We start from the raw sequence: 24,416 nt of genomic DNA, 5'->3' as shown, positions 1-24,416 counted from the left end.
GAACTTGTCCAGACTAAGGCAGCGGTTCCGGCGGTTATGTCGCTGGATAGTCACTGAAGGCCGCTCACTCCGCCGCGTCGGTTAGAAAACCGCCGGATTGCCGGCGCCAGAGCGATGCGTAGAGTCCCCCGCGACGGATCAGTTCGGCATGGGTTCCTTCCTCGACGATTCGCCCGGCATCGATCACCACCAGCCGGTCGAGGCTGGCGATGGTGGACAGCCGGTGGGCGATCGCGATCACCGTCTTGCCCTCCATCATCGCGGCGAGATTGTCCTGGATCGCCGCCTCGACCTCCGAATCGAGTGCCGAAGTCGCCTCGTCGAGAACGAGGATCGGCGCGTTCTTCAGGAAAACGCGCGCGATCGCGATGCGCTGGCGCTGCCCACCCGAAAGCTTCACGCCGCGTTCCCCGACATAGGCGTCGAAGCCGGCGCGCCCGTTCGGATCGCGCACGCCCTCGATGAATTGGAGCGCGTCGGCGCGCCGGGCCGCCGCCACGATCTCACCCTCAGTCGCATCCGGACGCCCATAGGCGATGTTGTCGCGGATGGAGCGATGAAACAGCGAGGTGTCCTGCGTGACCACGCCGATCTGCGCGCGAAGCGAGGTCTGCGTCACCGCCGCGATGTCCTGCCCGTCCACGAGGATGCGGCCATGCTCCAAGTCGTAGAGGCGCAGGAGGAGGTTGACGAGCGTCGTCTTGCCGGCGCCCGAGCGTCCGACGAGCCCGACCTTCTCGCCGGGACGGATGGCGAGGTCGAAGCCCTCGATGACGCCCGAGCCCTTGCCGTAGTGGAAGCCGACGCCCCGGAACTCCACCCCTCCCCCCTTCGAGACGAGCGGCGGCGCATCCGGCCGGTCGGTCAGCACCGGGGGCACGGAAACGGTCGCCACCGCATCCTGCACCGTGCCGTAGTTGCGCACGAGGCCGTTGATGTTGAACATCATCCAGCCGCTCATCTGGTTGAGCCGGAGAACCAGTCCGAGCGCGGTGGCGACATCGCCCCCGCTGGCCGAGCCCGACGACCAGGAATGAAGGACGAGCGCGGCGATCGCCGTCATCATGAAGCCGTTGAGAACCGCGACGGCGGTGCGCACGGCGGTGATGGCGCGCGTCATCCGGCGCATCGCGTCTACGAAGCGGCGGAACCCGTCAAGCACGAAGGCATCCTGCCGCCGGCCGGGGTCGAAGAGCTTGACGGCGAGGATGTTGGTGAAGCTGTCGACGACGCGGCCCGACATCAGCGAGCGCGCGTCCGCCGTCTCGCGCCCCGCCCGGCGGATGCGCGGCAGGAGGTTGCGCACGATCCAGACGTAGCCCAGCGCCCAAACGGCGAGGATCGCGCCCATCCAAGGGTCCATGGCGCCGAGGATCGCAACGGCCAGGAGCGCGAAGGTGACGAAGCTCCAGAAGGTCTGGAGCGTGGTGACGATAAAGTCGCCCGTCGCCTCGCCGACCTGTTGCACCTTCTGCGCGATGCGTCCGGCGAAATCGTTCTGGAAGAACGTGTAGGGCTGGTCCATCAGCCGCCGGTAGCTCTGCCAGCGGATGCGGTTGAAAAGCGAGGGCGTGACGATCTGCTGTTCGAGCACGGAAGCGGCGAACAGCACCGCGGTGCGCACCACCAGCGTCAGAACGGCGAGCGAAACGAGAAGCGGCCACTGCTCCCGAAAGAACGTTTGCGGCGGAGACGAGCCCAGCGCATCCACCACCCAGCCGACGGCCGCATAGAGCAGGGCGTCGACGCCGCCCGTCAGCCCGCCAGTGACGAGAAGGCCGAGAAACGGCCATTTCGCCTCGCGCGTGAAATGCCAGATGAAGGCATTGGCGTCGGACGGCAGGGGCGGAAGCGCGCCGACGCGCCGCTCCTCCGCACCGTCATCGATATCGCCGTAGGGATCGACCGAACGCTCGAAGCGCCGAAGGAGGCGGTCGATCATTCCGCCGCCCGAACCGTGCCGGGGGCTCCGAGATTGGCGGGATCCTCCTCGTCGGCGTCCAGGAAGCCGCCGGCCTGCCGGCGCCAAAGGTCGGCGTAGAGGCCGCCGCGCTCCAGAAGCTCGGCATGGGTGCCGTCCTCCAGGATCCGGCCCCGGTCGATCACCACGAGACGGTCGAGCGCGGCGATGGTGGACAGGCGGTGCGCCACCGCGATCACGGTCTTGCCTTCCATCAGGCGATAAAGGTTCTCGGCGATTGCCGCCTCGACCTCCGAATCCAGCGCCGAGGTCGCCTCGTCGAGAAGCAGGATCGGCGCGTCCTTCAGCATGACGCGGGCGATCGCGATGCGCTGGCGCTGACCGCCCGAAAGCTTGACGCCCCGCTCGCCGACCTCGGCGTCCATGCCGCGCCCGCCGTGGCTGTCTTCCAGCCCGTTGATGAAGCCGGACGCTTCCGCGCGCTCCACCGCGCGGCCGAGCGCGTCGGCGCTCGCATCCGGCCGCCCGTAGAGGATGTTCTCGCCGATCGTGCGGTGAAGCAGCGAGGTGTCCTGCGTGACGACGCCGATCTGGGCGCGCAGGGAGTTCTGAGTGACGCGCGAAATGTCCTGCCCGTCGATCAGGATGCGCCCGCCCTCCACGTCGTAGAAGCGCAGAAGAAGGTTCAGGAGCGTCGACTTGCCTGCGCCCGAGCGGCCGACGAGGCCGATCTTCTCGCCGGGGCGGATGGTGAGCGTGAAGTCGTCCACCACCGGCCCAGCCGCCCGGTGCGGGGCCGCGGCGCCATAAGCGAAGCGGACCGCCTCGAACCGCACCTCGCCGTTCGAAACGACGAGCGGCTTCGCATCGGGCGCGTCTTCCAGGGCGACGGGCAGCGTGAAGGTGGCAATCCCATCACGGATCGTGCCGATGTTCTCAAAGAGCTCCGACACTTCCCACATGATCCACTGGCTCATGCCGTTGAGCCGAAGCACGAGACCGATCGCCACCGCGATCGCGCCGACGGACAGCGCGGCGTTCAGCCAAAGGGTGATGCCGACGGCTCCGACGGAGAACAGGAGCAGCGAATTCAGACTGTAGAGCGAGGTGAAGAAGAGGTTGATCAGCCGCCCCTGCCCATGGACGGTGGTCAGGAACCCTTCCATCGAGCGGCGCGCGTGCACGGCCTCGCGCTCGGTATGGGCGAAGAGCTTGACGGTGCCGATGTTGCTGTAGGCGTCCACCACGCGCCCCGTCATCGCCGCGCGCGCCTCCGCCTGTTGCGAGGACACGTTCATCAGCCGCGGAATGAAGTGGCGAAGGAGTAGGACGTAGACCGCCAGCCAGCCGACGAAGGGCAGCACCAGTCGCCAGTCCGCCGAGCCGATCATCACGAGGATGCCGGTGAAGTAGACCGTGACGTAGAGCATCACGCCGATGGACTTCATCACCGTTTCGCGGATGGCGAGCGCGGTCTGCATCAGCTTGGTCGAGATGCGCCCGGCGAACTCGTCCTGGAAGAAGCCGAGCGACTGGTTCAGGAGCCAGTTGTGGACGCTCCAGCGGAAGCGCATCGGGAAATTGCCGAACAGCGCCTGGAAGGAGATCAGCGAGGAAAAGAAGGTCAGTCCCGGCAGCACCAAGAGCACGACGCCCGCGATCAGCGCGAGGCGCCAGCCTTCGTCCTGCAGGAACGTCTCGCGCGAGGCCGAGGACAGCCAGTTGACGATCTGCCCCAGGAACCCGAACAAGGAGACTTCGGCGACGGACACGAGCGCCGTCGCCGTCGCATACAGCGCCAGAAGCGGCCAGACTGGCTTGGCGTAGTGCCAGATGAACCGCCCGAGGGTGCGCGGCGGACTCCCCTTCTCCCCGGTGGGGAACGCTTCGACGAGCCGCTCGAAATAGTTGAACATCCGACACTTCCGGTAACACGAACCGGACACGCGCCGGCACGCCGGGAACCCGAGGTCCCGGCCAGTCCCGCTGCATATAGGGATCGCGGCGACGGTTTCACGACGCGGGATGCGCCGCTTCCTGCTAGAAGCCGCGTCATGCCCTTGTCCATTGCCCTCTACCAGCCCGACATCGCCGGCAACACCGGCACGATCCTCCGGCTCGGCGCCTGCCTCGGGCTCGATGTCGAGATCATCGAACCCGCCGGCTTCGATCTGTCGGACCGCAACCTGAAGCGGGCGGGCATGGACTATCTCGCGATGGCAAGGCTCAAGCGCCATCTGGACTTCGCGGCCTTCGACGCGGCACGGCGCGGGGCGAGGCGCCGCATCGTGCTTCTAACCACCAAGGCTGCCCGCCCCTACTGCCACGCGGCTTTCCAGGCGGACGACGTGCTTCTGTTCGGGCGGGAAAGCGCGGGCGTGCCGGATGCCGTCCACGAGATGGCGGAGGAGCGCCTGCTGATCCCGATGGAGCCGGGTGCGCGCTCGCTGAACCTTGCGGTCAGCGTCGCCATGGTGGCGGGCGAGGCGCTGCGGCAGTTGCGCTGGCCGGAACCGGGGGAGGACAATTAATGGACGAGCCGAGACTGGGCGCCGGCGCGGCGATCGTTCGCGGGGGGAAGCTGCTCCTGATCCGCCGTCGCAACGCTCCGGAGCCCGGGCATTGGGGACTGCCGGGCGGCAAGGTCGATCTGTTCGAAACGGCCGCCGCCGCTGCGGAGCGGGAGATTCTCGAGGAGACCGGCATCCGCGTCGAAGCCACCGAACTCCTCTGCAACGTCGACCAGATCGACCGCGATGCGGGCACGCACTGGTTCGCGCCGGTCTATTTCATCACCGAATTCGTGGGGGAGCCGACGATCGTCGAGCCGAACAAGCACGACGGCCTCGACTTTTTCCCACTCGACGACCTCCCCTCACCCCTGACCGCGCCGACGCTTGGCGCCATTCGGGCGCTCCGCCGCCGGCTCAGTCGGCCGTCGGCAGGCGGCGCATCGTGAACTCCACCTCGTCGCCGGGCAGAAGGCGCCAGCTCTCGACCTGCGTCCAATAAGCGGCCTTGGGATAGCGGGAGAACCATTCGCGCGCTTTCGTTCGAGCCTCGAAGCGCGGCAGGGTGAAGGTTTCGCGCACGTAGCTGTCACGATGGGCGGTCCGGCTCGCGCGCAACTGACGCTTGAGGCCATCCAAAGGCGGTGTGGGGAATGAGGCCATGCGAAACCCCGTGCGGCTGGTCGTTCGTTCACGTTATGTCTGACCAGAATATGGGTCGCCAGCCGGCGGATATCGAGGTTCCCTACCGATTTCATCCACAATGGAACGCTTCCGAAACGCTCGAACTCCTGATAGCCCGAGAATGAAAGAAGCGGCATGGCGTCGCCGACAGCTTTCAGGAAGGCGATCGACATGCAACGTCCCGAACTGCCGCAGGGCCTGCCGGAGAACATCGAGGGCAAGAAGGAGGAGGCGCGGCTCTGGTTCGAACAGTTGCGCGATCGCCTGTGCCAGGCCTTTGAAGACCTGGAGGACGAGTTTGGATCGGACGAGGGCATGCCCGCCGGGCGCTTCGAGCGCACACCCTGGACGCGCGGGGAAGCCGGCGGCGGCGGCACGATGTCGATGCTGCGCGGACGCGTCTTCGAGAAGGCGGGCATTCACACGTCCACCGTCTACGGCGAGCTGTCGGAGGACTTCGCCGCGCAGATTCCGGGCGCCGACGCCGACCGGAGCTTCTGGGCGTCCGGCATCAGCCTGATCGCCCACACCCGCAACCCCAACGTCCCCGCCGTTCACATGAATACGCGCATGGTGGTGACCACCGGCCAATGGTTCGGCGGGGGGGCAGACCTGACGCCGATGCTGGAGCGCCGCCGCCAACCGGACGATGCGGACACCCGCGCCTTCCATCGCTCGCTTCAGTTCGTCTGCGACCGGCACGGGGCGGTCGCGAGCTACGATCGCTACAAGACCTGGTGCGACGAGTATTTCTTCCTGCCCCATCGCGGCGAAGCGCGCGGCGTCGGCGGCATCTTCTACGACTGGCTTCATTCCCCGGAGGAGGCCGGCGGCTGGGAGGCTGACTTCGCCTTCACGCGCGACGTCGGCAAGGCCTTCCTCGTCGCCTATCCCCATATCGTGCGCCAGAACGCCGCGACCCCTTGGACGGAAGAGGATCGCGAGGAGCAGCTCGTCCGGCGCGGGCGCTACGTCGAGTACAACCTTCTCTACGACCGGGGCACGCTGTTCGGACTGAAGACGGGAGGCAACGTCGCCTCGATCCTGTCGTCGATGCCGCCCGTGGTGAAGTGGCCTTAAATTTTGGTGAGCCGACTTCCGATCCCTGTTGCCCGTTCGGCGAGACGCTAGATTTGAGCCGAGCACGTTTGGGTTAACTGTGCGCAAACATCCTGTTCACTTGGCGTATCGAACTGTTAAGATCGCTCAGCCTCGCCCTTCGAAGCGGGCGGGCGACCCCGCTCCCTTCGCGGACGCGGACCGACGTGCATTCCGACCGTAACGCATCGATTTCGACAGGGCCGCATGGCTGGCCCGACATCGACCAGGGAGGACTGACATGTATGAACTCGACTGCCACGGCGTCATTCCAGGCTGCGAGCGCGTGATCCGCGCCGATTCACCCGCCGAGGTGATGCGCCGAGCCGTGACGCAGGCCAAAGAACTCGGGGTCGAAACGATCTCGCAGCGCATGATGGACGCGTTCCGCGACGGAACGCATGAGGCCGTCAGGCACTGACGCTCGCGCGAAAACTTCAGGACGCTTGATGCGCGGGCCCACGAGCCCGCGCTTTTCGTTTGCGCCCTTTCAGAGCTTCGCCAAAAGCGCTTCGCGGTCGAGCACGAAGCCGCTTTCCGCCCAGAGGCGCTTCAGCCGGTCCAGCGCCTTGCCGGTTTCCGGCCCGGCCGGCACGCCCGAAGCCGCCAGATCATGCCCGTTCACGGGAAAGGCCGGCGCCTCGAAGCCGGCGGCCCGATCACGCCGCTCGGCGAGCGCCGCAACGCCGGCCAGCCGGTCCGGCTCGCCCTGGGCCTTGGTTCGCTCGGATGCCAGCGCGAGGCTCAAGCGATCGGCGAGCGCCGTCCGGTCGCCGAAATACATCCGGGCGCGAAAGGCGCCGTCGCTTTCGCCCGGCGGCACCTCGGCCAGCGCCCAGGCTGTCAGCCGGTCCCGGTCGGCGTTGGACAGGCGCAGGCGTTTGGCGAGCTCGCGCATGCGGGCTGGATCGGGCGGTACGATGGCCTGGAGGCGCAGCAGCGGGTCCGCCGGCCAGCCGTAGAACCGCTCGGTATCGACCAGCCCGTGCACCGCGTCGATGCCCCACTTCTCGCTTTCCGGCAGGACGCGCGACAGGACGCCGGACTGACGCATCCACAGAAGCGCACGCGCCGGATCGGGTGCGCGGAGAAGCTTGCGAAGCTCGCCCCAGACGCGCTCGGGCGACAACCGGTCCAACCCCTCCTTCAGCCGCGTCGAGGCCTTCAGCCCCTCCGTGTCGGGCCGCCCCCGCCCATACCAGGCGAAGAAGCGGAAGAAGCGCAGGATGCGCAGATAGTCTTCCTCGATCCGCTGCCCGGCATCGCCGATGAAGCGCAGCGTCGCGCTTTCGATATCGGCGAGACCGCCGACGAGGTCGTGGATCTCACCCGACGCATCGCAGTAGAGCGCGTTGATCGTGAAGTCGCGGCGCTCGGCGTCGGCGCGCCAGTCGCGCCCGAACAGGACCTTGGCGTGGCGGCCGTCGGTTTCGACGTCGCGGCGCAGCGTCGTCACCTCGAAGGGGCGGCCGTTCGCGACCACCGTCACCGTACCGTGCTCGATCCCGGTCGGCACGGCCTTCAGGCCCGCCGCCTCGACGCGCGCCACCGTCTCGGCCGGCAGCGTCGTCGTCGCGACATCGACGTCGGTGATCGCGCGTCCCATCAGCTCGTTGCGGATCGAGCCGCCGACCACGCGCGCTTCCTCGCCGTTCTGACCAAGGGTTTCGAGGATGAGCTGGAGGGCGGGGTCGCGGAGCCAGTCCGCTTCGATCCGGGTGATCATGCGTAGAGCCTTTCATAGAGCGCGCGCAGGATACCCGCCGTCACGCCCCAGATATATCGTTCGCCGAAGGGCATCGTGTAGAAATGGCGGGCCTGCCCCTGCCAGACGCGGCTGTCCAGGGCGTGGTTAGCCGCGTTCATCAGAAAGTCGAGCGGCACCTCGAATGCGTCGGCGACCTCCGACGGGTCCGGGCGCGGTACGAAATCCGGCCGGACGATACCGATCACAGGGGTGATGCGAAAACCGGTCGTCGTGCGATAGGGCGGCAGGCTGCCGACGATCTCGACCAGTGCCGGATCGAGCCCCACCTCCTCCCGCGCCTCGCGCAAGGCGGCAGCTTCCGGCGACGCGTCCGCCGGATCGATCGAGCCGCCGGGAAAGGCGATCTGCCCGGAATGCTTGCGAAGATGGGCCGCGCGCGTCGTCAAGAGGACACGCGCGCCGCCCGGGCGGTCGAGGATCGGCACCAGCACCGCCGCCTCGCGCAGCGCGACGCCGGCCATCATCGCCTCCCAGCCGGGATTGAGCGTGTGGTCGCCGCTCTCGTGGCCGCGGATGACAGGATCTCGCGCTTCCCAACGCCGCCGCAGGTCGGCGGCATCGAGGCCGGGTTCAAGCATCGACGGGAAACCAGGACGCGCCGGACGCGATCCCCGCCTTGCCGTTCCGCTCCTCGATCCGCCCGGCGAGATCGAAGGCGAGCGAGCGGGTCAGCCGGGCCTCGAGCCCACCGCGGACGCGCACATAGGGCATGAACGCGTCGCCCCCGCCCCTGGCCAGCCGCAGCGGGTGGTCGTCGTCGACGGTGACGAGATCGCCGACATTGGTGCGGAAGCGCAGGACACCGCCTTCCGCGCTCATCTCCACCGCGACGAAGGGCGCGTCCTCGACCTCGATCGAAAGCTTCTCGGCCGGCGTGACGAGAACGAAGCTCCCGTCCGCCTCGCGGCGCAGGATGCTGGAAAAGAGGCGCACGAGGGGCTCGCGCTCGATCGGCGACCCCGCGTGGACCCAGCGTCCGTCCGCCTCGATGCGCATGTCGATCGTCCCGCAATGGGCGGGATGCCATGTGTCCACCAGCGGCGCGCCCGCCCCCGCGCGCTCGGCGCGCGAGATCAGCGCTTCCAGGGAGATGCCGCCTCCGGCGTCGGGAGAGATCTCGGACATGATGGTTTCATCCTTGCGAACGCTGCCCTCGGCGGAGCCGGACGGCCGGTCTTATTTTGGCCGGCCTTGGGCCTCACGAAATAGTCGCGCCCCGACCGCTTGCCAGACGGGGGCCGCCTCGATTCTATGAGGCATCCTTTCGCATATCCACATGCGACGCGACTCATTCGAAAGGCCCCGAAGGATGACGATTCTCGCCCCCCAGGAGCCGGCTCTCGATTCGAGCGCGATGGTGGCTCAGGCCGAAAGCGCGCTGGCCGACATCGCGGCCGCGCGCGAATCGGTCGGCCGCGTCATCTTCGGCCAGGAAAGCGTCGTGGAACAGACGCTCGTCGCCATCCTCGCCGGCGGCCACGCGCTGCTCGTCGGCGTTCCCGGCCTCGCCAAGACCAAGCTCGTGGAAACGCTGGGGCTGGTGCTCGGCCTCGACGCGCGGCGCGTCCAGTTCACGCCCGATCTCATGCCCTCCGACATCGTCGGCACCGAGGTGATGGATCAGGACGACACGGGCCGCCGGTCCTTCCGTTTCGTCAAAGGCCCGGTCTTCGCCCAGCTCCTGATGGCCGACGAGATCAACCGCGCAAGCCCGCGCACCCAGTCCGCCCTTCTCCAGTCCATGCAGGAATACCACGTGACGGTGGCGGGCGAGCGCCACGACCTGCCGGCGCCGTTCCACGTCCTGGCGACGCAGAACCCGCTGGAGCAGGAAGGCACCTATCCGCTCCCCGAAGCGCAGCTCGACCGGTTCCTCGTCCAGGTGGATGTTCCCTATCCCTCGATCGACGCCGAGCGCCGCATCCTCCTGGCGACCACCGGCGTCGCCGAGGATAAGGCGCACGCCGTCGTGACGGCCGACCGCTTGCGCGAGATCCAAACCCTGGTGCGCCGCATGCCGGTTCCCGAAACCGTCGTCGAGGCGATTCTTGCGCTGGTGCGCTCCGCCCGGCCGGGACACGGCTCGGCGGAGGCCGATACGCATGTCGCCTGGGGCCCGGGTCCGCGCGCCTCCCAGGCGCTGATGACCTGCGTTCGCGCCCGCGCCCTCTACGAAGGGCGCCTCGCCCCCTCCATCGACGACGTGCGGGCTCTGGCCGAGCCCATCCTCCAGCATCGCATGGCGTTGAATTTCGCGGCCCGCGCCGAGGGAATCGGCGTTCGCGACGTGATCGGGCGCCTCGCCAAGGCGGTCGGCTGAGCCGCATGGCCACGGTCGGCCGCACCACGGAACCGGTTGCCGGCGGCGAGGCGCTGCACCGAGCGCGCCAGCGCGCCGCGCTCCTGCCCGACCTTTTGGTGGAAGCGCGGCGCGTCGTCGCCAGCGTCGCCACCGGCTGGCACGGCCGGCGCCGACGTGGCACCGGCGAGAACTTCTGGCAGTTCCGCCCCTTCGTCGACGGCGAGCCGGTGAGCCGCATCGACTGGCGCCGCTCCGCGCGCGACGACAACGTCTACCTGCGCGACCGCGAATGGGAGGCGGCGCAGACGGTCTGGCTTTGGGCCGACCCGTCGCCGTCCATGCTGTATCAATCGCGCACCGGCCTTGCGTCCAAGGAAAGCCGTTCGCTGGTGTTGGTTCTGGCGCTCGCCGAGCTCTTGGCGCGCTCGGGCGAGCGCATCGGCTATCCCGGCGTTCTGGAGCCGATCTCCGCGCGCAACGCGGCCGAGCGCGTTGCCGCCGCCTTGCGCACCAACCGCCCGGCCGGCGGCTTCCCCGACACCGGCCGTGTGAAGCGCTTCAGCGAGATCGTTGTCGTCGGCGACTTCCTCGATCCGATCGAAGAGCTCCTCCAGCGTATCGACACCGTGGCGCGCCACGGCGTGCGCGGGCACCTGATTCAGATCGCGGACCCGGCCGAGGTCGCCTTTCCCTATCACGGCCGCACCGAGTTCCGCGATCCCGAAACCGGGGCGAAGCTCACGGCCGGCCGCGCCGAGGCCCTGCGCGAGGTCTACGCCCAAGCCTTCGAGGCGCGGCGCCTGACCTTGAGCGAGCACTGTCGGCGTCTCGGCTGGAGCCATACGTTCCACGCCACCGACCGGCCCGCTTCCGAGCCGCTCGTTACCGCGCACGGCTATCTCAGCGGCCAGCCGCAGGCCGGCGGAGGGCGCAGCTGATGGGCGCCCTGTCCTTCGGCGCTCCGCTCCTTCTCGTCGGGCTCGCCGTTCTGCCGGCGATCTGGTGGCTCCTGCGCCTGACCCCGCCGCGCCCGCAGACCGAGACCTTTCCCCCACTCCGCATTCTGGAGCGCGTTCTCAAGCGCGAGGAAACGCCGGCGCGCAGCCCGTGGTGGCTGACCCTCCTGCGCCTGCTCCTGGCCGCACTCGTGATCCTGGCGCTCGCGACCCCCATCCTGAACCCGCGCGAAAGCGCGCTGTCGGGCGAGGGTCCGGTGGTGGTCATGCTCGACAACGGCTGGGCCAGCGCGCGCGACTGGGAGGAACGGCAGGAAGCCGCCGCCGATCTGATTCGGGAAGCGGGCGAAGCCGGACGCCCCGTTTCTCTCGTCCTGACCGCCGACGACGCCGCCAACGACGCGGCGCCGGTGGAAGCGGCGACAGCGCTGGAGCGCCTCGCCGCCGCCGAGCCCCGCCCCCTGCCGCCCAACCGGGATGCGGCCGCAAGGCGCCTTGCCGCCGTTCTCGGCGGGCAGGCCGGCTCGACGCTCGCCTTCTTATCGGACGGACTGGACGGCGGCGGGATCGAGGGCGCGGCGCAGACGCTGCGCACCCTCCAGCCGGCCCAGACGCTTTTCTACGTCCCCGCAATCGGCACCCTGACCGGGTTGACTGGCGCCCAGAACACGACCGACGCGCTGGTCGTCCAGGGCGTCCGGCCTTCGAGCGAGACGGGGCCCACGACCTATCAGCTGCGCGCGCTGGACACTCAGGACCGCGAAATCTCCCGCGCGCCCTTTTCCTTCGCGGCGGGCTCGGCGACGGGGGAAGCGCGCTTCGCCATCCCCGTCGAGCTTCGCAACGACGTGGCGCGCATCGAGCGCGAGGGCCTCAACGACGCGGCCTCGGTCCGGCTGGTGGACGACAGCTTCCAGCGCCGCAAGGTGGCCCTCGTGTCGGGCGAGGCAGCCGATCTCGCGCAGCCGCTCCTGTCGCCGCTCTACTACATCACCCGCGCGCTGGAGCCCTTCGCCGATCTCGTGCGCGCCGGCAGCGCCGATCTCGGCACGGCCATTCCCGCGCTTGTGGAGCAGCGGCCGTCGGTGATCGTTCTGGCCGATATCGGCGTCCTGCCGGAAGCGGCGACGGAGGCGCTGAACGCGTTCCTCGGCAACGGCGGAACGCTGGTGCGCTTCGCCGGCCCGCGCCTCGCCGCCTCCACGGCGGAGGATACGCTGGTGCCGGTGCGCCTTCGCGGCGGCGAGCGGCAGCTCGGCGGGGCCCTGTCCTGGTCGCAGCCTCAGGCGCTGGCGCCGATGGCCGACGACAGCCCCTTTGCCGGCATCACCGTGCCGCCGGACGTCACCGTGTCGCGCCAGATCCTCGCCGAGCCCTCGGCCGAACTGGCGAGCCAGACCTGGGCGAGCCTTGCCGACGGGACACCGATCGTCACCGCCGCCTCGCGCGGGGGCGGCACGATCGTCCTCTTCCACACCACGGCCGAGGCCACGTGGTCGAATCTGCCGATCTCCGGCGCCTTCGTCGACATGCTGCGCCGCATCGTCACCCTGTCGCGCGGCGCGGTGGACACCGGAGGCATGGCGGGCGAGGCGAGCCTTGCACCCTATCGCACCATGGACGGAAACGCGCGGCTCCTGCAGCCGGGCCCCGAGATCCAGCCGCTCGTCATCCGAGGGGGCCAATCGCCCGCCCCCAGCGTCCAGAACCCTCCGGGTCTCTACGGCACGGCGGAAGGATATCGCGCCTTGAACCTTCTCGGCCCCGACGCCGCGCTCCGCCCCCTCCCCGCGCTGGACTTCGGCACGCCCGTCACCGCGCGCGCCTATGGTCTCCAGGGCTCGACCAACCTGACGCCGTGGCTGTTCGCCGGCGCCGTCGCCCTGTTCGCGCTCGACGCGCTGGCGCTTCTCTGGCTGCACGGCGGGTTGCATCGCCTGCGCCACGGCCTTGCACGCAAGGCGGCACCGGCGGCGCTCGCGCTCGTCGCCGGCCTCGCTCTCGCGCACGGCGGGGACGCGAGGGCCCAGACGCCGACGCCCGGCGAACTTGCGACGCAGGGGCTGGAAGGGTTCGACGCCGAGCGCGCCATCGCCGCCACCGAGACAACCCATCTCGCCTATGTCCAAACCGGGGACGCGGCGACCGACGAGATCTCGCGCCAGGGGCTGGGCGGCTTGTCGCAATACATCGCGTCCAAGACCGCTCTGGAGCCGGGCGAGCCGATGGCGGTGGATATCGCGACGGACGAATTGTCCTTCTTCCCGATCCTCTACTGGCCGGTGCACGCTAGCGCCCCGATGCCGAGCGAGGCCGCGATCAGCCGGGTGGACGCCTACATGAAGCAAGGCGGCACCGTCCTTTTCGACGTCGAGGGCGACGCGATGGGCGACCTGTCGGGCACGGCGGTCTCTGCCGGGCAGCGCCGCCTGCGCGACATCCTCGCCGATCTCGACATTCCCCCGCTCGAACCCGTCCCGGCCGACCACGTCCTGACCAAGGCGTTCTACATCATGCGCGACTTCCCCGGCCGCCACACCGGCTCGGACCTCTGGGTCGAGTCGCTCCAGCGCTCAGGGGATGCCGAGGCTCGGCCGGCGAGCGCGGGCGACGGCGTGTCCTCGATCATGATCACGTCCAACGATCTCGCCAGCGCCTGGGCGATCGACGACAGCGGGCTCTTCGTGTTTCCGACCGACAACGCCGACCCGTCGCAGCGCGAGTACGCCTACCGGGCGGGCGTCAACATCGTGATGTACGTGCTCACCGGCAACTACAAGGCCGATCAGGTGCACGTGCCCGCCCTCCTGGAACGGCTGGGGCAATGAGCCGATGAACTGGTCGATCGACTTTTCGCCCTTCTTCTCCTGGACGGTGATCGCGATCCTCGCCGTGCCGGCGTTGATCCTCGCCGTGGCGCTTCTGGCGGCCCGTATGCGCGGCGCCGTGATCCGCACGCTCGCGCTGGCCGCCCTTCTCCTTGCCCTCCTCAACCCCGTGGTGCTGCGCGAAGAGCGCGATCCCTTGAAGAGCGTCGTCGCCCTCGTGGTGGACCGAAGCCAGAGCCAGACGATCGGCGAGCGCACCGCGCAGACCGACGAGGCGGCGGACGCGCTACGCCGGAGCCTTGCAGCATTCCCGCAGTTCGAGGTGCGCACGATCGACGCGCGTTCGGGCGAGGGCGATGCGACGACGGCGCTCTTCGGGGCGCTGCGCGACGGCTTGCGCGACGTGTCGCCCGCCCGCGTCGGCGGCGCGATCATGGTGACCGACGGGCAGGTCCACGACATTCCCTCCGATCTCCAGCATCTCGGCTTCGACGCGCCGGTGCATGCGCTCGTCACGGGCCGTCCGAACGAATTCGACCGACGCCTGGAAATCCTGACCTCGCCGCGCTTCGGGCTCGTCGACCAGCCGCAGACGCTGACCTATCGCGTCGTCGAGGAGGGCGAAGGCGCCTCGCGCAACCCGGTCGAGGTGCAGATCTTCCTGAACGGCGATCTCGTGGCGCGCCAGAACGCGGTGCCGGGCGCGGAGGCCCAAGTCCAGATCACCCTGCCGCGCGCCGGAAAGAACATCGTCGAGATGTCGGCGGCGCGGACCCCAGATGAGATCACGCCGGTCAACAACCGCTCGATCGCGGTCATCGACGGCATTCGCGAGAACCTGCGCGTGCTCCTCGTGTCCGGTGAGCCGCACGCCGGCGAGCGCACGTGGCGCAACCTCCTGAAGTCGGATGCGGCGGTGGATCTCGTCCACTTCACCATCCTGCGCCCGCCCGAGAAGCAGGACGGGACGCCGATCAACGAACTGTCGCTGATCGCCTTCCCGACGCGCGAGCTTTTCGTCGAGAAGATCGAGGATTTCGACCTCATCATCTTCGACCGATACCAGCGGCGCGGCGTCCTGCCGACGCTTTACTACGACTACATCGCCCAGTACGTGCAGAACGGCGGCGCCATGCTGATCGCCTCGGGGCCGGAATATGCGGGGCCTGATTCGGTGGCCAACTCGCCCTTGAGCTCGATCCTGCCGGCGCTTCCGACCGGTCAGGTGGACGAGCGCGCATTCCGCCCGATCCTGTCGCCCATCGGGCGCAAGCATCCGGTGACGCGCGACTTGCCCGGCGCGGGCGCCACCCCGCCGGGCTGGAGCCCCTGGTTCCGCTCGATCGACGTCGGCGAGACGAAGGGCGAAACGGTGATGACCGGGCCGGACGGCAAGCCGCTTCTCGTGCTCGACCGGGCCGGCGAAGGCCGCGTCGCGCTGCTCCTGTCCGACCAGGGCTGGCTGTGGTCGCGCGGCTTCGAGGGCGGCGGCCCGCATGTGCCGCTGTTCCGCCGCCTCGCACACTGGCTGATGAAGGAGCCGGAACTCGAAGAAGAAGCGCTCGACGCCGAAGGGCGGGGACAGGAACTCGTCATCACCCGCCACACGATCGGCGACGACCCGGGTCCGGCCACCGTCGTCACGCCGACGGGCGCGGCTTCCCAGGTGACGCTGGCCGAGGTCGAGGACGGCGAATGGCAGGGGCGACTGCCCGCCACCGAGCTCGGCCTTTATCAGGTCGCCAACGGCGATCTTCGCGCCCTCGCCAATATCGGCCCGGTCAATCCGCGCGAATACCGCGAAGCGATCTCCACGACGGACAAGCTCCAGCCGATCGCCGACGCCTCGCGCGGCAGCACGCGGCGTTTGGCGGAAGCCGAGGGCGGGATCACCGTGCCGCGCATCGTGCCGGTGTCGGGCCGCGCGGATGCCGACGGGCGCGACTGGATCGGGATGCGGACCACGCAGGAAAGCGTCCTGCGCGGGGTCGACCGCACGCCGCTCTTTGCCGGTTTCCTCGGCCTTGCGGTCCTACTTCTGGCGGTCTCCGCCACCTGGTATCGCGAAGGGCGCTGAGAAAGGTCGCCTTGTGGCCATGGATCGGATCACGCTAGCCCTGCAAGGCGGCGGCGCCCACGGCGCCTTCACCTGGGGCGTTCTGGACCGTCTTCTGGACGATCCCTCGATCGAGATTGCCGCTGTCAGCGGAACGAGCGCGGGCGGACTGAATGCGGCGGCACTGGCAGCGGGGCTCGATACGAACGGGCGCGAGGGTGCCAAGGCGGGGTTGCACCGCCTTTGGGAAACGGTCGCCGCCCGCTCGCCACTCGGCGCGATCGAGAACAGCCTGCCCTTCTTCCCCTTCCCGCGCGCCGTGGTGCATCGTGCGATCGAGCAGGCGCAAAACTTCAACCAGTTCCTGTCGCCCTACAGCCCGGCGCTGCCGAGCGCCAACGCGCTGCGCCGCGTGGTGGAGGAGGCGATCGACCTGCCCCGCCTCCAGGCGCAGACGCTCGTGCCCTGCTTCGTTTCGGCGACCGATGTCGAGGCGGGGAGCGTGCGTGTCTTTTCCGGACGCGAGCTGACGGCCGACGCGCTTCTCGCCTCCGCCTGCCTGCCGGACCTCTTCCGCGCGGTGGAGATCGACGGGCGGCACTACTGGGACGGCGGCTATCTCGGCAATCCGGTCCTGACGCCGCTCTTCAACGAGGATCGCGGCACGGCCGATCTCCTGATCGTGCAGGTGACGCCGTTTGCCCGCCCCGGTGTGCCGGACACGGCGGAGGAGATCATGGCGCGGGTCAACGAGATCACCTTCAACACCTCGCTGATGCGCGACCTTCGCATGCTGACCGAGGTGAAGCGGCTGGTGCGCGGCGAGGACCTCGACAATCCGGTGATGCGTCGGATCGCGGACCTGCGCCTCCACATGATCTCGGCGGGCGAAGAGCTGACGCGACGCGGCGCGGTCGGCAAGCTCGACACGCGCTGGTCCGAACTCGAAACCTTGCGCGACCTCGGCCGCACGGCGACGGACCGCTGGCTGGATCGGCACAGGCGCGACATCGGCCACCGCTCCTCGCTGGCCTTCGAAGTCGAGGCGATCGTCTAGCGGCGCGGCTCGACGCGGCCCCGCACGCCGCTCCAGGCGTCCGGCGCGAGTTCGAGGCCAAGGATGCGTGCCTCGTCCACCGGACCGGGCATGATCACGGAGCCGGAGGGGAGCGGCTTGTAGCCGAGCGGCATGTAATAGGCGCGGTCGCCGACCAGGAAGATCGCCCGCTCTCCCACCTCGCGCGCCACATCGGCCGCCATGGCGAGTAGCGTGCGGCCGATCCCACGCTTCTTGAAGCTCGGGCGCACGGCCAAGGGACCCAGCATCAGGACCGGTGAGCCACCGATCGCCACCCTTGTGAGCCGGACGGAGCCGACCACCTCGCCGCGCAGGATCGCCACCAGCGACAGAGCGGGGTCGTGGGGCGAGCGCTCGCGCACCCGCTCGGCCGCACGCGTGAAGCGCCCGGGGCCGAAGGCTTGCGCCGCGATATCCTCGATGGCGTCGGCGTGATCAGCGGTTTCCGCGACGAAGCGCAGGTCGAGATCCTGAAGGGTGGACAACATGGACGAGTCCTGAAACGGGAAGGCTTGCCAATCCGCCCGAGACCCTCCGAACGCGCGGAATCAGCCTTGGGCGGCGTTCATACCGGCGGCTGGTGCCGCCCCTTCGCGTCGTCGTCGCTGCATGGGAATGTAGCCCGAGGGGCATCGACGCCCCGTTTTTGTCCGCGGGCTTCCTATCAAATCGATGAGCGTGCGTCGATAGGAAACGCAGCGTCGTCGCTTCGGGCTGGGAACGGCCGACCCTCACACAAGCTTTCCCCTTCCAAACCGGCAAATCGAAGGAGACGACGCGGTATGGGCCTTCTGGTGGACGGCAAGTGGCAGGACCAGTGGTACGACACGAAGAAGACGGGCGGCGCCTTCGAACGCACCAAGACCGCCTTTCGTCGCTGGGTCACGGCCGACGGGAGCCCCGGGCCGGACGGTCAGGATGCCGTGAAGGCGGAAGCCGGCCGCTACCATCTCTACGTCTCCCTCGCCTGCCCCTGGGCGCACCGGACGCTGATCCTGCGCCGGCTGAAGAAGCTGGAGGACGTCGTGTCCCTGTCGGTGGTGGACTGGTTCATGGGCAAGGAGGGCTGGACCTTCGCGCCCCATCCCGGCGTCATTCCGGACGAGGTCAACGGCGCGACGCGCCTCTTCGAGGTCTACCAGAAGGCCGATCCGAGCTTCACGGGCCGCGTCACCGTGCCGGTGCTCTGGGACAAGCGCGAGAACACGATCGTCAACAACGAGTCCGCCGAGATCCTGCGCATGTTCAACTCGTCCTTCGATGCGTTCGGCGACGCGTCGGTGGATTTCTGCCCGGCCGAGCTGAGGTCCGAGATCGATGCGGTGAACGCGCTCGTCTACGACAACGTCAACAACGGCGTCTACAAATGCGGCTTCGCGACGACGCAAGGCGCCTACGAGAAACCCTTCCACGCCCTGTTCGAGACGCTCGACCAGTTGGAGGACCGCCTGTCGCGCCAGCGCTACCTGACGGGCTCCCGCGTCACGGAGGCCGACTGGCGCCTGTTCACCACCCTGATCCGCTTCGACGCGGTGTATCACGGGCACTTCAAGTGCAACCTCCGGCGGATCGCGGACTATCCGAACCTCGAAGCCTATATGCTGGAACTCTACCAATGGCCGGGCGTCGCCGAGACGGTGAACCTTACCCATATCAAGCATCACTACTACGAGAGCCACGACACCGTGAACCCGACGCGGATCGTGCCGCTCGGCCCCGAACTCGATCTCGACCGGCCACACGGGCGGGACAAGCAGGTCCCGCTCTGACGCGCTACCAGTCCGCGGGCAGGGCGAGATCGCCCCGCCATTCGCGGATGCGGCGCGAGGTGGCGGGAGAGATGTCCTCCGGAAGCTCGCCGACGTCGAAGAAGCGCCCCTCGGCGATCTCCCGGTCCGCCCGCTTTTCGCCGAGGGCGCGGACGGACGCATGAAAGAGGACGACGTGATCGCCGCGCTGCAAGGGGTTCCGAAAAATGCCGACCAGCGCGAGCGGTCCGTCCAGCCGGAGGTTGCCCTCCTCCCGCGCTTCGCGGATCGCGGCCTCGGCCGCCGTTTCGCCCCGCTCCACGCCGCCGCCCGGCAGGAACCACCCGGCGCGATGGACATGGCGCACCAGGAACACGTGGCCCCGCTCGTCGTGCCCGAGAAGGCGAACGCCGAGGGTCATCGGACGCACCGCCCTTGCGTAGACGCCGCCGAGCGAGCGGACCATCCGGCTCACGCCGCGCAACGAGCGCCCCTTTTCATCGCCCGCGTTCCGGCTAGTTGATCCGCCATGTTTCGTCTCGCCCATCTGTCCGACATTCATCTCGGCCCGCTGCCGGAGCTTTCCTACCGCGAGCTCGCGACCAAGCGCATCACCGGCTACATCAACTGGCAGCGCAACCGGAAGCGGGCGATGTTCGGCGACACGCTCCTGCGCCTCGTCGCCGACATGAAGGCGCAAAGCGCCGACCATGTCGCGGTGACGGGCGATCTCGTCAATCTCGCGACCAAGGGCGAGATCACGGGCGCCCGGATCTGGCTAGAAGATCTCGGCGATCCGAAATGGGTCTCGGTCGTGCCGGGCAACCACGACGCCTACGTGCCCGGCGCGCTCAAGCGCGTCTACGACGAGTGGCACCCCTATCTCGTCGGCGACGACGGGCGGGCCGGATCGCACCGGCACTATCCCTACCTGCGCATTCGCGGCCCCGTCGCCATCATCGGCACCTCCAGCGCCGAGGCCACCGCCCCCTTCTTCGCCACCGGCACGTTCAAGCGCGGACAGGCACTCGCCACCGCCCGCCTTCTGGAAGAGGCCAAGGCGCGCGGGCTGTTTCGCGTCGTGATGATCCACCATCCGCCGATCGCGGGGGCTGCAGCCTGGTCGAAGCGGCTGATCGGCAAGCAGTTCTTTTCCAAGGTGATCCACGATGCGGGGGCGGAACTCGTTCTCCACGGGCACACGCATCTCGACACGCTCTACTGGCTGAACGGCCCGGACGGGGCCAAGGTGCCGGTGGCCGGTGTTCCCTCGGCCAGCCAGAACGCCGGCGGCTCCAAACCGGCCTCACGCTACAACCTGTTCGAGATCGAGGGCGAGCCCGGCCGCTGGTCCCTCACCCAGCGCGAACGCGGCCTCAAGGCGGACGGGAGCGGCATCGACTGGATCCGCGAACGGCGCCTCCTGCGAGACGGCACGGCAGAGAACCTCAGCGAACGCGCAGCCCCTGCCCCCGTTGCTGAAGAGGCCTCCGGCGGCTGACACCATCCCGCCGCGAAGCCGCGATCGAGCGGATCGTCAGGCCTGAAGTTTGCGCAATCCGCCGTTCGGCGCTTGCAGCAGGGTCTTTCCCCACCATAAGGAGGGCTTAAGGTTCAGCCTGTCCCTTGTGGAGCTTCCATGACCCGCCCTCCCTCCTCTGCCTTGGCGGCGGGTCTTCTTGCTTCCTTCGTCGCCTATGCGAGTTCGTTCTCGGTGATCCTCCAGGGCCTCCGGGGTGCGGGCGCCAGCGAGGCGGAAGCGGCCGCCGGACTGATGGCGCTGTCCGTCATCATGGGCATCACCGGCATCGTGATGTGCTGGCGATCGCGCCTTCCGTTGTCGATCGCCTGGTCGACGCCCGGCGCCGCGCTTCTGGCAAGCGCCGGGAGCCCGAGCGGGGGATTTGCCGTGGCGGTCGGCGCATTCCTGGTGGCCGGCGCTCTTATGCTTCTGGCGGGGCTCGTGCGCCCGCTCGGCCGCCTCGTCACCCGTATTCCCCTATCGCTGGCCAGCGCCATGCTGGCCGGCATCCTCCTGCCCTTGTGTCTGGCGCCCGTGCGGGCCCTGGCGAGCGAACCGTGGGCCGCGCTCGCCATCGCCGGCACATGGCTTCTCGTCGGCCTGTGGAAGCGCATGTTCGCCGTGCCGGCCGCGGCCCTCGTCGCTTTCGGCATCATCGCATCGACGGGACCGGGTGTGGCGAACGGCGCCGCGCTCGGTATTCCGCAGCCGGTGTTCGTGGTGCCCGAGTTCACGGCGGCTGCCATCCTCGGCCTCGGCGTTCCCTTGTTTCTCGTCAACATGGCGTCGCAGACCATTCCCGGCATCGCCGTCATGCGAGTGAACGGCTACGATCCCGACCCCGGCTCGATCTTCTCCGGCACGGGACTCGCCACGATCCTGTCCGCCCCGTTCGGCGGACACGCGGTGAACCTCGCCGCGATGACGGCGGCGATCTGCGCCGGCGACGAGGCAGGACCGGATCGCGACCGGCGCTGGTGGGCAGGCGTCGTTTCGGGGATGGCCTACATCGTGTTCGGGCTGTCGGCCGGCACCATCACCGCGTTCGCGGCTCAGAACCCGCTTCTGGTTCAGGCGATCGCCGGGCTCGCGTTGATCGGCGCGTTGTCCGCATCGCTGAACGCGGCCATGGCGAAACCGGGCGAGCGCGAGGCCGCGACCTTGTGCTTTCTGGTGACGAGTTCGGGAACGGTGTTCTTCGCGATCAGCGCGCCGTTCTGGGGCCTTCTTGCCGGCGGCGCGATGCTTCTCCTGCAGCGCCGGCGCTAGGAGGGGCGATCAGAGGATCGGCGCCCCACGCAGCGCCGCCAGCAGCATCAGAACCCCGGCGCCGACCACGATGCCGATCATCAGCCAGGACAGGGCGATCACGAAGTCGGTGGAGCGCGGACGCGGCGCCATTCGGATGGGCTCGTGCGAAGCGAGCGGCTGGGTCGGCGAGGGAGCCGTCCGCTCGGGCGCGGCGCGCAGGCCGATGCCGTCGTCGCTCGCCAACGCCCGGTCGCGCTCGACCATCCGCTCGGCGACGTATTCGGTCACCTTGTCGACGATCAGGCGGCTTTCGGTGGATTCGGCGAGGGTAAGACGGCCGAGCCGCGTGTCGCGCACGAAGCGATAGGTGCGCCGGTCGCGCGCCATCATCACCTGCGCCGTTCCGTCCACCCAGAAGCGCGGCTGCGGGCCGCCCGACAGCGTGAAGTCGAACAGGTCGTCGCCCGGCGGAACGGCGTCGATGATGGGCTGCAGTTCCTCGGCGAAGATCTCGAGCCGCGCCCGGTCCGCCTCGCGGATATCGACCACGATGTCGGTGCGCTGCGCGGAGGCGATCTTGGCCGCGCGCACGGCGTCGGCCAGACGCTTGGTCCCCGAGGAAACCGTCAACGCGCTGCCCTTGGGCTCCATCATCATGCCAACCTCGACTGCATCGCCGGCGAACCGTCATGGCCCGCCGCCGACTTTCAGGACTATCGCCGCAGGCTTTCGCGAGGCCGGAACGGACCGGCCTCGCGAAAGGATCCGTTAACCCTGATTATTGGCGATCATGTTGACGGCTGCAACGATGGCCTTGAGCGAGGCGGTGGTGGCGTTCTGGTCGATGCCCGCGCCGAACACGCGCCCGCCGGGATGCTCGATCTCCATATAGGCGATGGCCGAGGCGTTGGAGCCGCGCTGCAACGAGTGCTCGGAATAGTCGGCGACCGAAAGTTCGATGCCGGTATGGCGCGCGAGCGCGTCGATGAACCCGTCGATCGCGCCCGTGCCCCGCCCCTCGATATCGACCGTCTTCTCGCCGTCGCGAACCTGGGCCGTCACCGTGCGGCGCGCCGGCCCCTGCTCGGGCCGCGTCAGGTGGTCGACATAGCCGAAGCGCGCACCCGGCTGCTCGACGTAGCGCTCGATGAAGCGGTCGTAGATCCGCTTGACCGGAAGCTCCTTGCCTTCCTCGTCGGTGATGCGCTGAATGTCCTCGCGGAAATCGACCTGAAGCTTGCGCGGCAGGTTCAGGCCGTGGTCGGCCTGGAGCACATAGGCGATGCCGCCCTTGCCGCTTTGCGAGTTGATGCGGATGATCGCCTCGTAGGAGCGGCCGACGTCCTGCGGGTCTATCGGCAGGTAGGGCACGGCCCAGAGCGGGGAGTTGGCGGTCTTCGCCGCCTTCATTCCCTTGTTGATCGCATCCTGATGCGAACCGGAGAACGCGGTGTAGACGAGTTCGCCGACATAGGGGTGGCGCTCGGGAATCGTGAGCTGGTTGCAGTGCTCGTAGACGTCCTTGATCCGGTTGATGTCGGACACGTCGAGCTCGGGGTCGATTCCTTGCGTGTACATGTTGAGCGCGAGCGTCACGAGATCGACGTTGCCCGTGCGCTCGCCGTTGCCGAAGAGCGTGCCCTCGACGCGGTCGGCGCCTGCCATGAGGCCGAGTTCGGTCGCGGCGATCGCGGTGCCGCGATCGTTGTGCGGGTGCAGCGAGAGGATGATCGCGTCGCGATTGTCGAGGTTGCGGCTCATCCATTCGATCTGGTCGGCATGGATGTTGGGCGTCGACATCTCGACGGTGGCGGGCAGGTTGAGGATCAGGCGGTTCTCGGGCGTCGGGCCGACCACCTCGGCGACCGCGTTGCAGATCTCGAGCGAGAACTCGAGTTCGGTACCGGTGAAGCTTTCAGGCGAATATTCGAAGCGGAACCCGCCGCCGGCCTTCGCCGCCATGTCGGTGATCATCTTGGCCGCGTCCACCGCGATCGCCTTGATGCCCGCGCGATCCTTGCCGAACACGACGCGGCGCTGCAGCTCGCTGGTCGAGTTGTAGAAATGGACGATCGGATTCTTTGCCCCTTCCAGGCTCTCGAATGTCCGGGTGATCAGCTCCGGGCGGCACTGGACAAGGACCTGGAGCGACATCTCGTCCGGCACGCCGCCGTCCTCGATGCACCAGCGCACGAAGTCGAAGTCGGTCTGGGACGCGGAAGGAAAGCCGATCTCGACCTCGCGAAAGCGCATCGCCTTCAGAAGGGCGAACATGCGCGACTTGCGCTCCTGCCCCATCGGATCGACCAGCGCCTGGTTGCCGTCGCGCAGGTCCACCGAGCACCAGATCGGGGCCGTCTCGATGCGGCGCGAGGGCCATTGGCGATCGGGCAGATCGACGGCGGGATAGGCTTGATACTTGTCGGTGGCGTTGCGCATCACCGGGGCGGATACGGACATAGCGGAAACCTTGCTCGTTCGGCAAAGACGGCGGCGGCTCTCAGCCGACCGGTTCGTCCTTCGAGGATTTGTGGAGTTCTGTAAAGCCGAAGAGACTGGAGGCGATGCGAGGGTTTCGCGCGCCGGCTCGACCGCCGGGCGCCCCTTCGATCAACGGGCCCGACGATCGCCGCTAAGGACGAGAAGAAGGCCAGCCGGCAGACGAGCGCAACCCACACCGCGCCGAGTGGCGAC

The 24,416-nt window shown here is 68.5% G+C and carries 22 protein-coding genes; 12 read left to right on the top strand and 10 right to left on the bottom strand.

Annotated elements, in window-relative coordinates:
- Positions 1–64 precede the first annotated feature (64 nt).
- Together H7A85_RS08435 and H7A85_RS08430 are read right to left on the bottom strand one after the other, a co-directional pair.
- Positions 65–1,942 (bottom strand): ABC transporter ATP-binding protein, encoded by a 1,878-nt coding sequence (locus H7A85_RS08435; RefSeq protein WP_182085470.1) that lies wholly within the window; start codon positions 1,940–1,942, stop codon positions 65–67.
- Positions 1,939–3,837 (bottom strand): ABC transporter ATP-binding protein, encoded by a 1,899-nt coding sequence (locus H7A85_RS08430; protein WP_182085469.1) that lies wholly within the window; start codon positions 3,835–3,837, stop codon positions 1,939–1,941. Before H7A85_RS08430 ends, H7A85_RS08435 begins: the two co-directional genes overlap by 4 nt.
- Before the next feature lie 138 nt (positions 3,838–3,975).
- Between H7A85_RS08430 and H7A85_RS08425 the strand changes: the two genes are divergently transcribed.
- Both H7A85_RS08425 and H7A85_RS08420 read left to right on the top strand, forming a co-directional pair.
- Complete coding sequence (locus H7A85_RS08425) at positions 3,976–4,452, top strand: tRNA (cytidine(34)-2'-O)-methyltransferase (RefSeq protein ID WP_182085468.1); 477 nt, start codon at positions 3,976–3,978, stop codon at positions 4,450–4,452.
- Positions 4,452–4,880 (top strand): NUDIX domain-containing protein, encoded by a 429-nt coding sequence (locus H7A85_RS08420; RefSeq protein ID WP_182085467.1) that lies wholly within the window; start codon positions 4,452–4,454, stop codon positions 4,878–4,880. The genes H7A85_RS08425 and H7A85_RS08420 overlap by 1 nt, the downstream gene beginning before the upstream one ends.
- Here H7A85_RS08420 and H7A85_RS08415 read toward each other — a convergent pair.
- Positions 4,849–5,094 (bottom strand): hypothetical protein, encoded by a 246-nt coding sequence (locus H7A85_RS08415; RefSeq protein ID WP_182085466.1) that lies wholly within the window; start codon positions 5,092–5,094, stop codon positions 4,849–4,851. The two genes, H7A85_RS08420 and H7A85_RS08415, sit on opposite strands and share 32 nt — an antisense overlap.
- Before the next feature lie 192 nt (positions 5,095–5,286).
- Between H7A85_RS08415 and hemF the strand changes: the two genes are divergently transcribed.
- Positions 5,287–6,195 (top strand): oxygen-dependent coproporphyrinogen oxidase, encoded by a 909-nt coding sequence (gene hemF / locus H7A85_RS08410; RefSeq protein ID WP_182085465.1) that lies wholly within the window; start codon positions 5,287–5,289, stop codon positions 6,193–6,195.
- A 259-nt stretch (positions 6,196–6,454) separates the two neighbouring features.
- The gene (locus H7A85_RS08405; RefSeq protein ID WP_182085464.1) at positions 6,455–6,634 is read left to right on the top strand and encodes a DUF1059 domain-containing protein; all 180 of its coding nucleotides are present in this window, start codon (positions 6,455–6,457) and stop codon (positions 6,632–6,634) included.
- Between the two features lie 69 nt (positions 6,635–6,703).
- Here the strand turns inward: H7A85_RS08405 and H7A85_RS08400 are convergent, their stop codons facing one another.
- Genes H7A85_RS08400 through H7A85_RS08390 form a run of 3 tightly spaced genes read right to left on the bottom strand, consistent with a single transcriptional unit; the run spans position 6,704 to position 9,106 of the window.
- Positions 6,704–7,939, bottom strand: a complete 1,236-nt coding sequence (locus H7A85_RS08400) for a CCA tRNA nucleotidyltransferase (RefSeq protein ID WP_182085463.1) — start codon at positions 7,937–7,939, stop codon at positions 6,704–6,706.
- Complete coding sequence (locus H7A85_RS08395; RefSeq protein WP_182085462.1) at positions 7,936–8,559, bottom strand: CoA pyrophosphatase; 624 nt, start codon at positions 8,557–8,559, stop codon at positions 7,936–7,938. The genes H7A85_RS08400 and H7A85_RS08395 overlap by 4 nt, the downstream gene beginning before the upstream one ends.
- Positions 8,552–9,106 (bottom strand): DUF1285 domain-containing protein, encoded by a 555-nt coding sequence (locus H7A85_RS08390; protein ID WP_182085461.1) that lies wholly within the window; start codon positions 9,104–9,106, stop codon positions 8,552–8,554. The genes H7A85_RS08395 and H7A85_RS08390 overlap by 8 nt, the downstream gene beginning before the upstream one ends.
- Before the next feature lie 184 nt (positions 9,107–9,290).
- On the opposite strand from H7A85_RS08390, the gene H7A85_RS08385 reads away from it, so the two are divergent.
- From H7A85_RS08385 to H7A85_RS08365, 5 genes are read left to right on the top strand one after another with little or no spacing between them, the layout of a single operon-like run.
- Positions 9,291–10,301 carry a MoxR family ATPase gene (locus tag H7A85_RS08385; RefSeq protein WP_182085460.1) on the top strand — a complete coding sequence of 337 codons (1,011 nt, stop codon included), beginning with the start codon at positions 9,291–9,293 and terminating at the stop codon, positions 10,299–10,301.
- 5 nt (positions 10,302–10,306) lie between these two features.
- Positions 10,307–11,221 (top strand): DUF58 domain-containing protein, encoded by a 915-nt coding sequence (locus H7A85_RS08380; RefSeq protein ID WP_182085459.1) that lies wholly within the window; start codon positions 10,307–10,309, stop codon positions 11,219–11,221.
- Complete coding sequence (locus H7A85_RS08375; RefSeq protein WP_182085458.1) at positions 11,221–14,067, top strand: DUF4159 domain-containing protein; 2,847 nt, start codon at positions 11,221–11,223, stop codon at positions 14,065–14,067. The genes H7A85_RS08380 and H7A85_RS08375 overlap by 1 nt, the downstream gene beginning before the upstream one ends.
- A 4-nt stretch (positions 14,068–14,071) precedes the next feature.
- Positions 14,072–16,144, top strand: coding sequence for a hypothetical protein (locus H7A85_RS08370; protein WP_182085457.1), 2,073 nt, complete (start codon positions 14,072–14,074; stop codon positions 16,142–16,144).
- Positions 16,145–16,163: 19 nt separating this feature from the next.
- Positions 16,164–17,180: a patatin-like phospholipase family protein gene (locus tag H7A85_RS08365; RefSeq protein WP_182085456.1), complete on the top strand. Its 1,017-nt coding sequence runs from the start codon at positions 16,164–16,166 to the stop codon at positions 17,178–17,180.
- Here the strand turns inward: H7A85_RS08365 and H7A85_RS08360 are convergent.
- Positions 17,177–17,689, bottom strand: coding sequence for an N-acetyltransferase (locus H7A85_RS08360; protein WP_182085455.1), 513 nt, complete (start codon positions 17,687–17,689; stop codon positions 17,177–17,179). The two genes, H7A85_RS08365 and H7A85_RS08360, sit on opposite strands and share 4 nt — an antisense overlap.
- 294 nt (positions 17,690–17,983) lie before the next feature.
- Here H7A85_RS08360 and H7A85_RS08355 point away from each other — a divergent pair, with 294 nt between their 5' ends.
- Complete coding sequence (locus tag H7A85_RS08355) at positions 17,984–18,970, top strand: glutathione S-transferase family protein (RefSeq protein WP_182085454.1); 987 nt, start codon at positions 17,984–17,986, stop codon at positions 18,968–18,970.
- Between the two features lie 4 nt (positions 18,971–18,974).
- Here the strand turns inward: H7A85_RS08355 and H7A85_RS08350 are convergent, their stop codons facing one another.
- Positions 18,975–19,424, bottom strand: a complete 450-nt coding sequence (locus tag H7A85_RS08350; RefSeq protein WP_244631051.1) for an NUDIX domain-containing protein — start codon at positions 19,422–19,424, stop codon at positions 18,975–18,977.
- Positions 19,425–19,478: 54 nt separating this feature from the next.
- On the opposite strand from H7A85_RS08350, the gene H7A85_RS08345 reads away from it, so the two are divergent.
- A complete protein-coding gene (locus tag H7A85_RS08345; protein WP_182085453.1) occupies positions 19,479–20,450 on the top strand; it encodes a metallophosphoesterase in 972 nt (323 codons plus the stop codon).
- 138 nt (positions 20,451–20,588) lie between these two features.
- The gene (locus tag H7A85_RS08340; RefSeq protein ID WP_182085452.1) at positions 20,589–21,740 is read left to right on the top strand and encodes a benzoate/H(+) symporter BenE family transporter; all 1,152 of its coding nucleotides are present in this window, start codon (positions 20,589–20,591) and stop codon (positions 21,738–21,740) included.
- Between the two features lie 9 nt (positions 21,741–21,749).
- Here the strand turns inward: H7A85_RS08340 and H7A85_RS08335 are convergent, their stop codons facing one another.
- Both H7A85_RS08335 and leuA read right to left on the bottom strand, forming a co-directional pair.
- Positions 21,750–22,379, bottom strand: coding sequence for a hypothetical protein (locus H7A85_RS08335; RefSeq protein ID WP_244631036.1), 630 nt, complete (start codon positions 22,377–22,379; stop codon positions 21,750–21,752).
- A 111-nt stretch (positions 22,380–22,490) separates the two neighbouring features.
- A complete protein-coding gene (gene leuA, locus H7A85_RS08330) occupies positions 22,491–24,182 on the bottom strand; it encodes a 2-isopropylmalate synthase (RefSeq protein ID WP_182085451.1) in 1,692 nt (563 codons plus the stop codon).
- Positions 24,183–24,416 lie beyond the last annotated feature (234 nt).

It is taken from the genome of Aureimonas sp. ME7 (genome assembly GCF_903970965.1).
Taxonomy (GTDB): domain Bacteria; phylum Pseudomonadota; class Alphaproteobacteria; order Rhizobiales; family Rhizobiaceae; genus Aureimonas.
This window is presented reverse-complemented; position numbering and strand designations above follow the sequence as displayed.

Excerpts from the sequence above, each read along its gene's own strand:
- H7A85_RS08435 (WP_182085470.1), bottom strand. The coding sequence starts at position 1,942 with ATGATCGACCGCCTCCTTCGGCGCTTCGAGCGTTCGGTCGATCCCTAC.
- H7A85_RS08390 (WP_182085461.1), bottom strand. The coding sequence starts at position 9,106 with ATGTCCGAGATCTCTCCCGACGCCGGAGGCGGCATCTCCCTGGAAGCG.
- H7A85_RS08395 (WP_182085462.1), bottom strand. The coding sequence starts at position 8,559 with ATGCTTGAACCCGGCCTCGATGCCGCCGACCTGCGGCGGCGTTGGGAA.
- H7A85_RS08415 (WP_182085466.1), bottom strand. The coding sequence starts at position 5,094 with ATGGCCTCATTCCCCACACCGCCTTTGGATGGCCTCAAGCGTCAGTTG.
- H7A85_RS08355 (WP_182085454.1), top strand. The coding sequence starts at position 17,984 with ATGGGCCTTCTGGTGGACGGCAAGTGGCAGGACCAGTGGTACGACACG.
- H7A85_RS08370 (WP_182085457.1), top strand. The coding sequence starts at position 14,072 with ATGAACTGGTCGATCGACTTTTCGCCCTTCTTCTCCTGGACGGTGATC.
- H7A85_RS08380 (WP_182085459.1), top strand. The coding sequence starts at position 10,307 with ATGGCCACGGTCGGCCGCACCACGGAACCGGTTGCCGGCGGCGAGGCG.
- H7A85_RS08360 (WP_182085455.1), bottom strand. The coding sequence starts at position 17,689 with ATGTTGTCCACCCTTCAGGATCTCGACCTGCGCTTCGTCGCGGAAACC.
- H7A85_RS08375 (WP_182085458.1), top strand. The coding sequence starts at position 11,221 with ATGGGCGCCCTGTCCTTCGGCGCTCCGCTCCTTCTCGTCGGGCTCGCC.
- H7A85_RS08425 (WP_182085468.1), top strand. The coding sequence starts at position 3,976 with ATGCCCTTGTCCATTGCCCTCTACCAGCCCGACATCGCCGGCAACACC.
- H7A85_RS08400 (WP_182085463.1), bottom strand. The coding sequence starts at position 7,939 with ATGATCACCCGGATCGAAGCGGACTGGCTCCGCGACCCCGCCCTCCAG.
- H7A85_RS08420 (WP_182085467.1), top strand. The coding sequence starts at position 4,452 with ATGGACGAGCCGAGACTGGGCGCCGGCGCGGCGATCGTTCGCGGGGGG.
- H7A85_RS08335 (WP_244631036.1), bottom strand. The coding sequence starts at position 22,379 with ATGATGATGGAGCCCAAGGGCAGCGCGTTGACGGTTTCCTCGGGGACC.
- H7A85_RS08430 (WP_182085469.1), bottom strand. The coding sequence starts at position 3,837 with ATGTTCAACTATTTCGAGCGGCTCGTCGAAGCGTTCCCCACCGGGGAG.
- H7A85_RS08385 (WP_182085460.1), top strand. The coding sequence starts at position 9,291 with ATGACGATTCTCGCCCCCCAGGAGCCGGCTCTCGATTCGAGCGCGATG.
- H7A85_RS08405 (WP_182085464.1), top strand. The coding sequence starts at position 6,455 with ATGTATGAACTCGACTGCCACGGCGTCATTCCAGGCTGCGAGCGCGTG.
- H7A85_RS08365 (WP_182085456.1), top strand. The coding sequence starts at position 16,164 with ATGGATCGGATCACGCTAGCCCTGCAAGGCGGCGGCGCCCACGGCGCC.
- H7A85_RS08340 (WP_182085452.1), top strand. The coding sequence starts at position 20,589 with ATGACCCGCCCTCCCTCCTCTGCCTTGGCGGCGGGTCTTCTTGCTTCC.
- leuA (WP_182085451.1), bottom strand. The coding sequence starts at position 24,182 with ATGTCCGTATCCGCCCCGGTGATGCGCAACGCCACCGACAAGTATCAA.
- H7A85_RS08345 (WP_182085453.1), top strand. The coding sequence starts at position 19,479 with ATGTTTCGTCTCGCCCATCTGTCCGACATTCATCTCGGCCCGCTGCCG.
- hemF (WP_182085465.1), top strand. The coding sequence starts at position 5,287 with ATGCAACGTCCCGAACTGCCGCAGGGCCTGCCGGAGAACATCGAGGGC.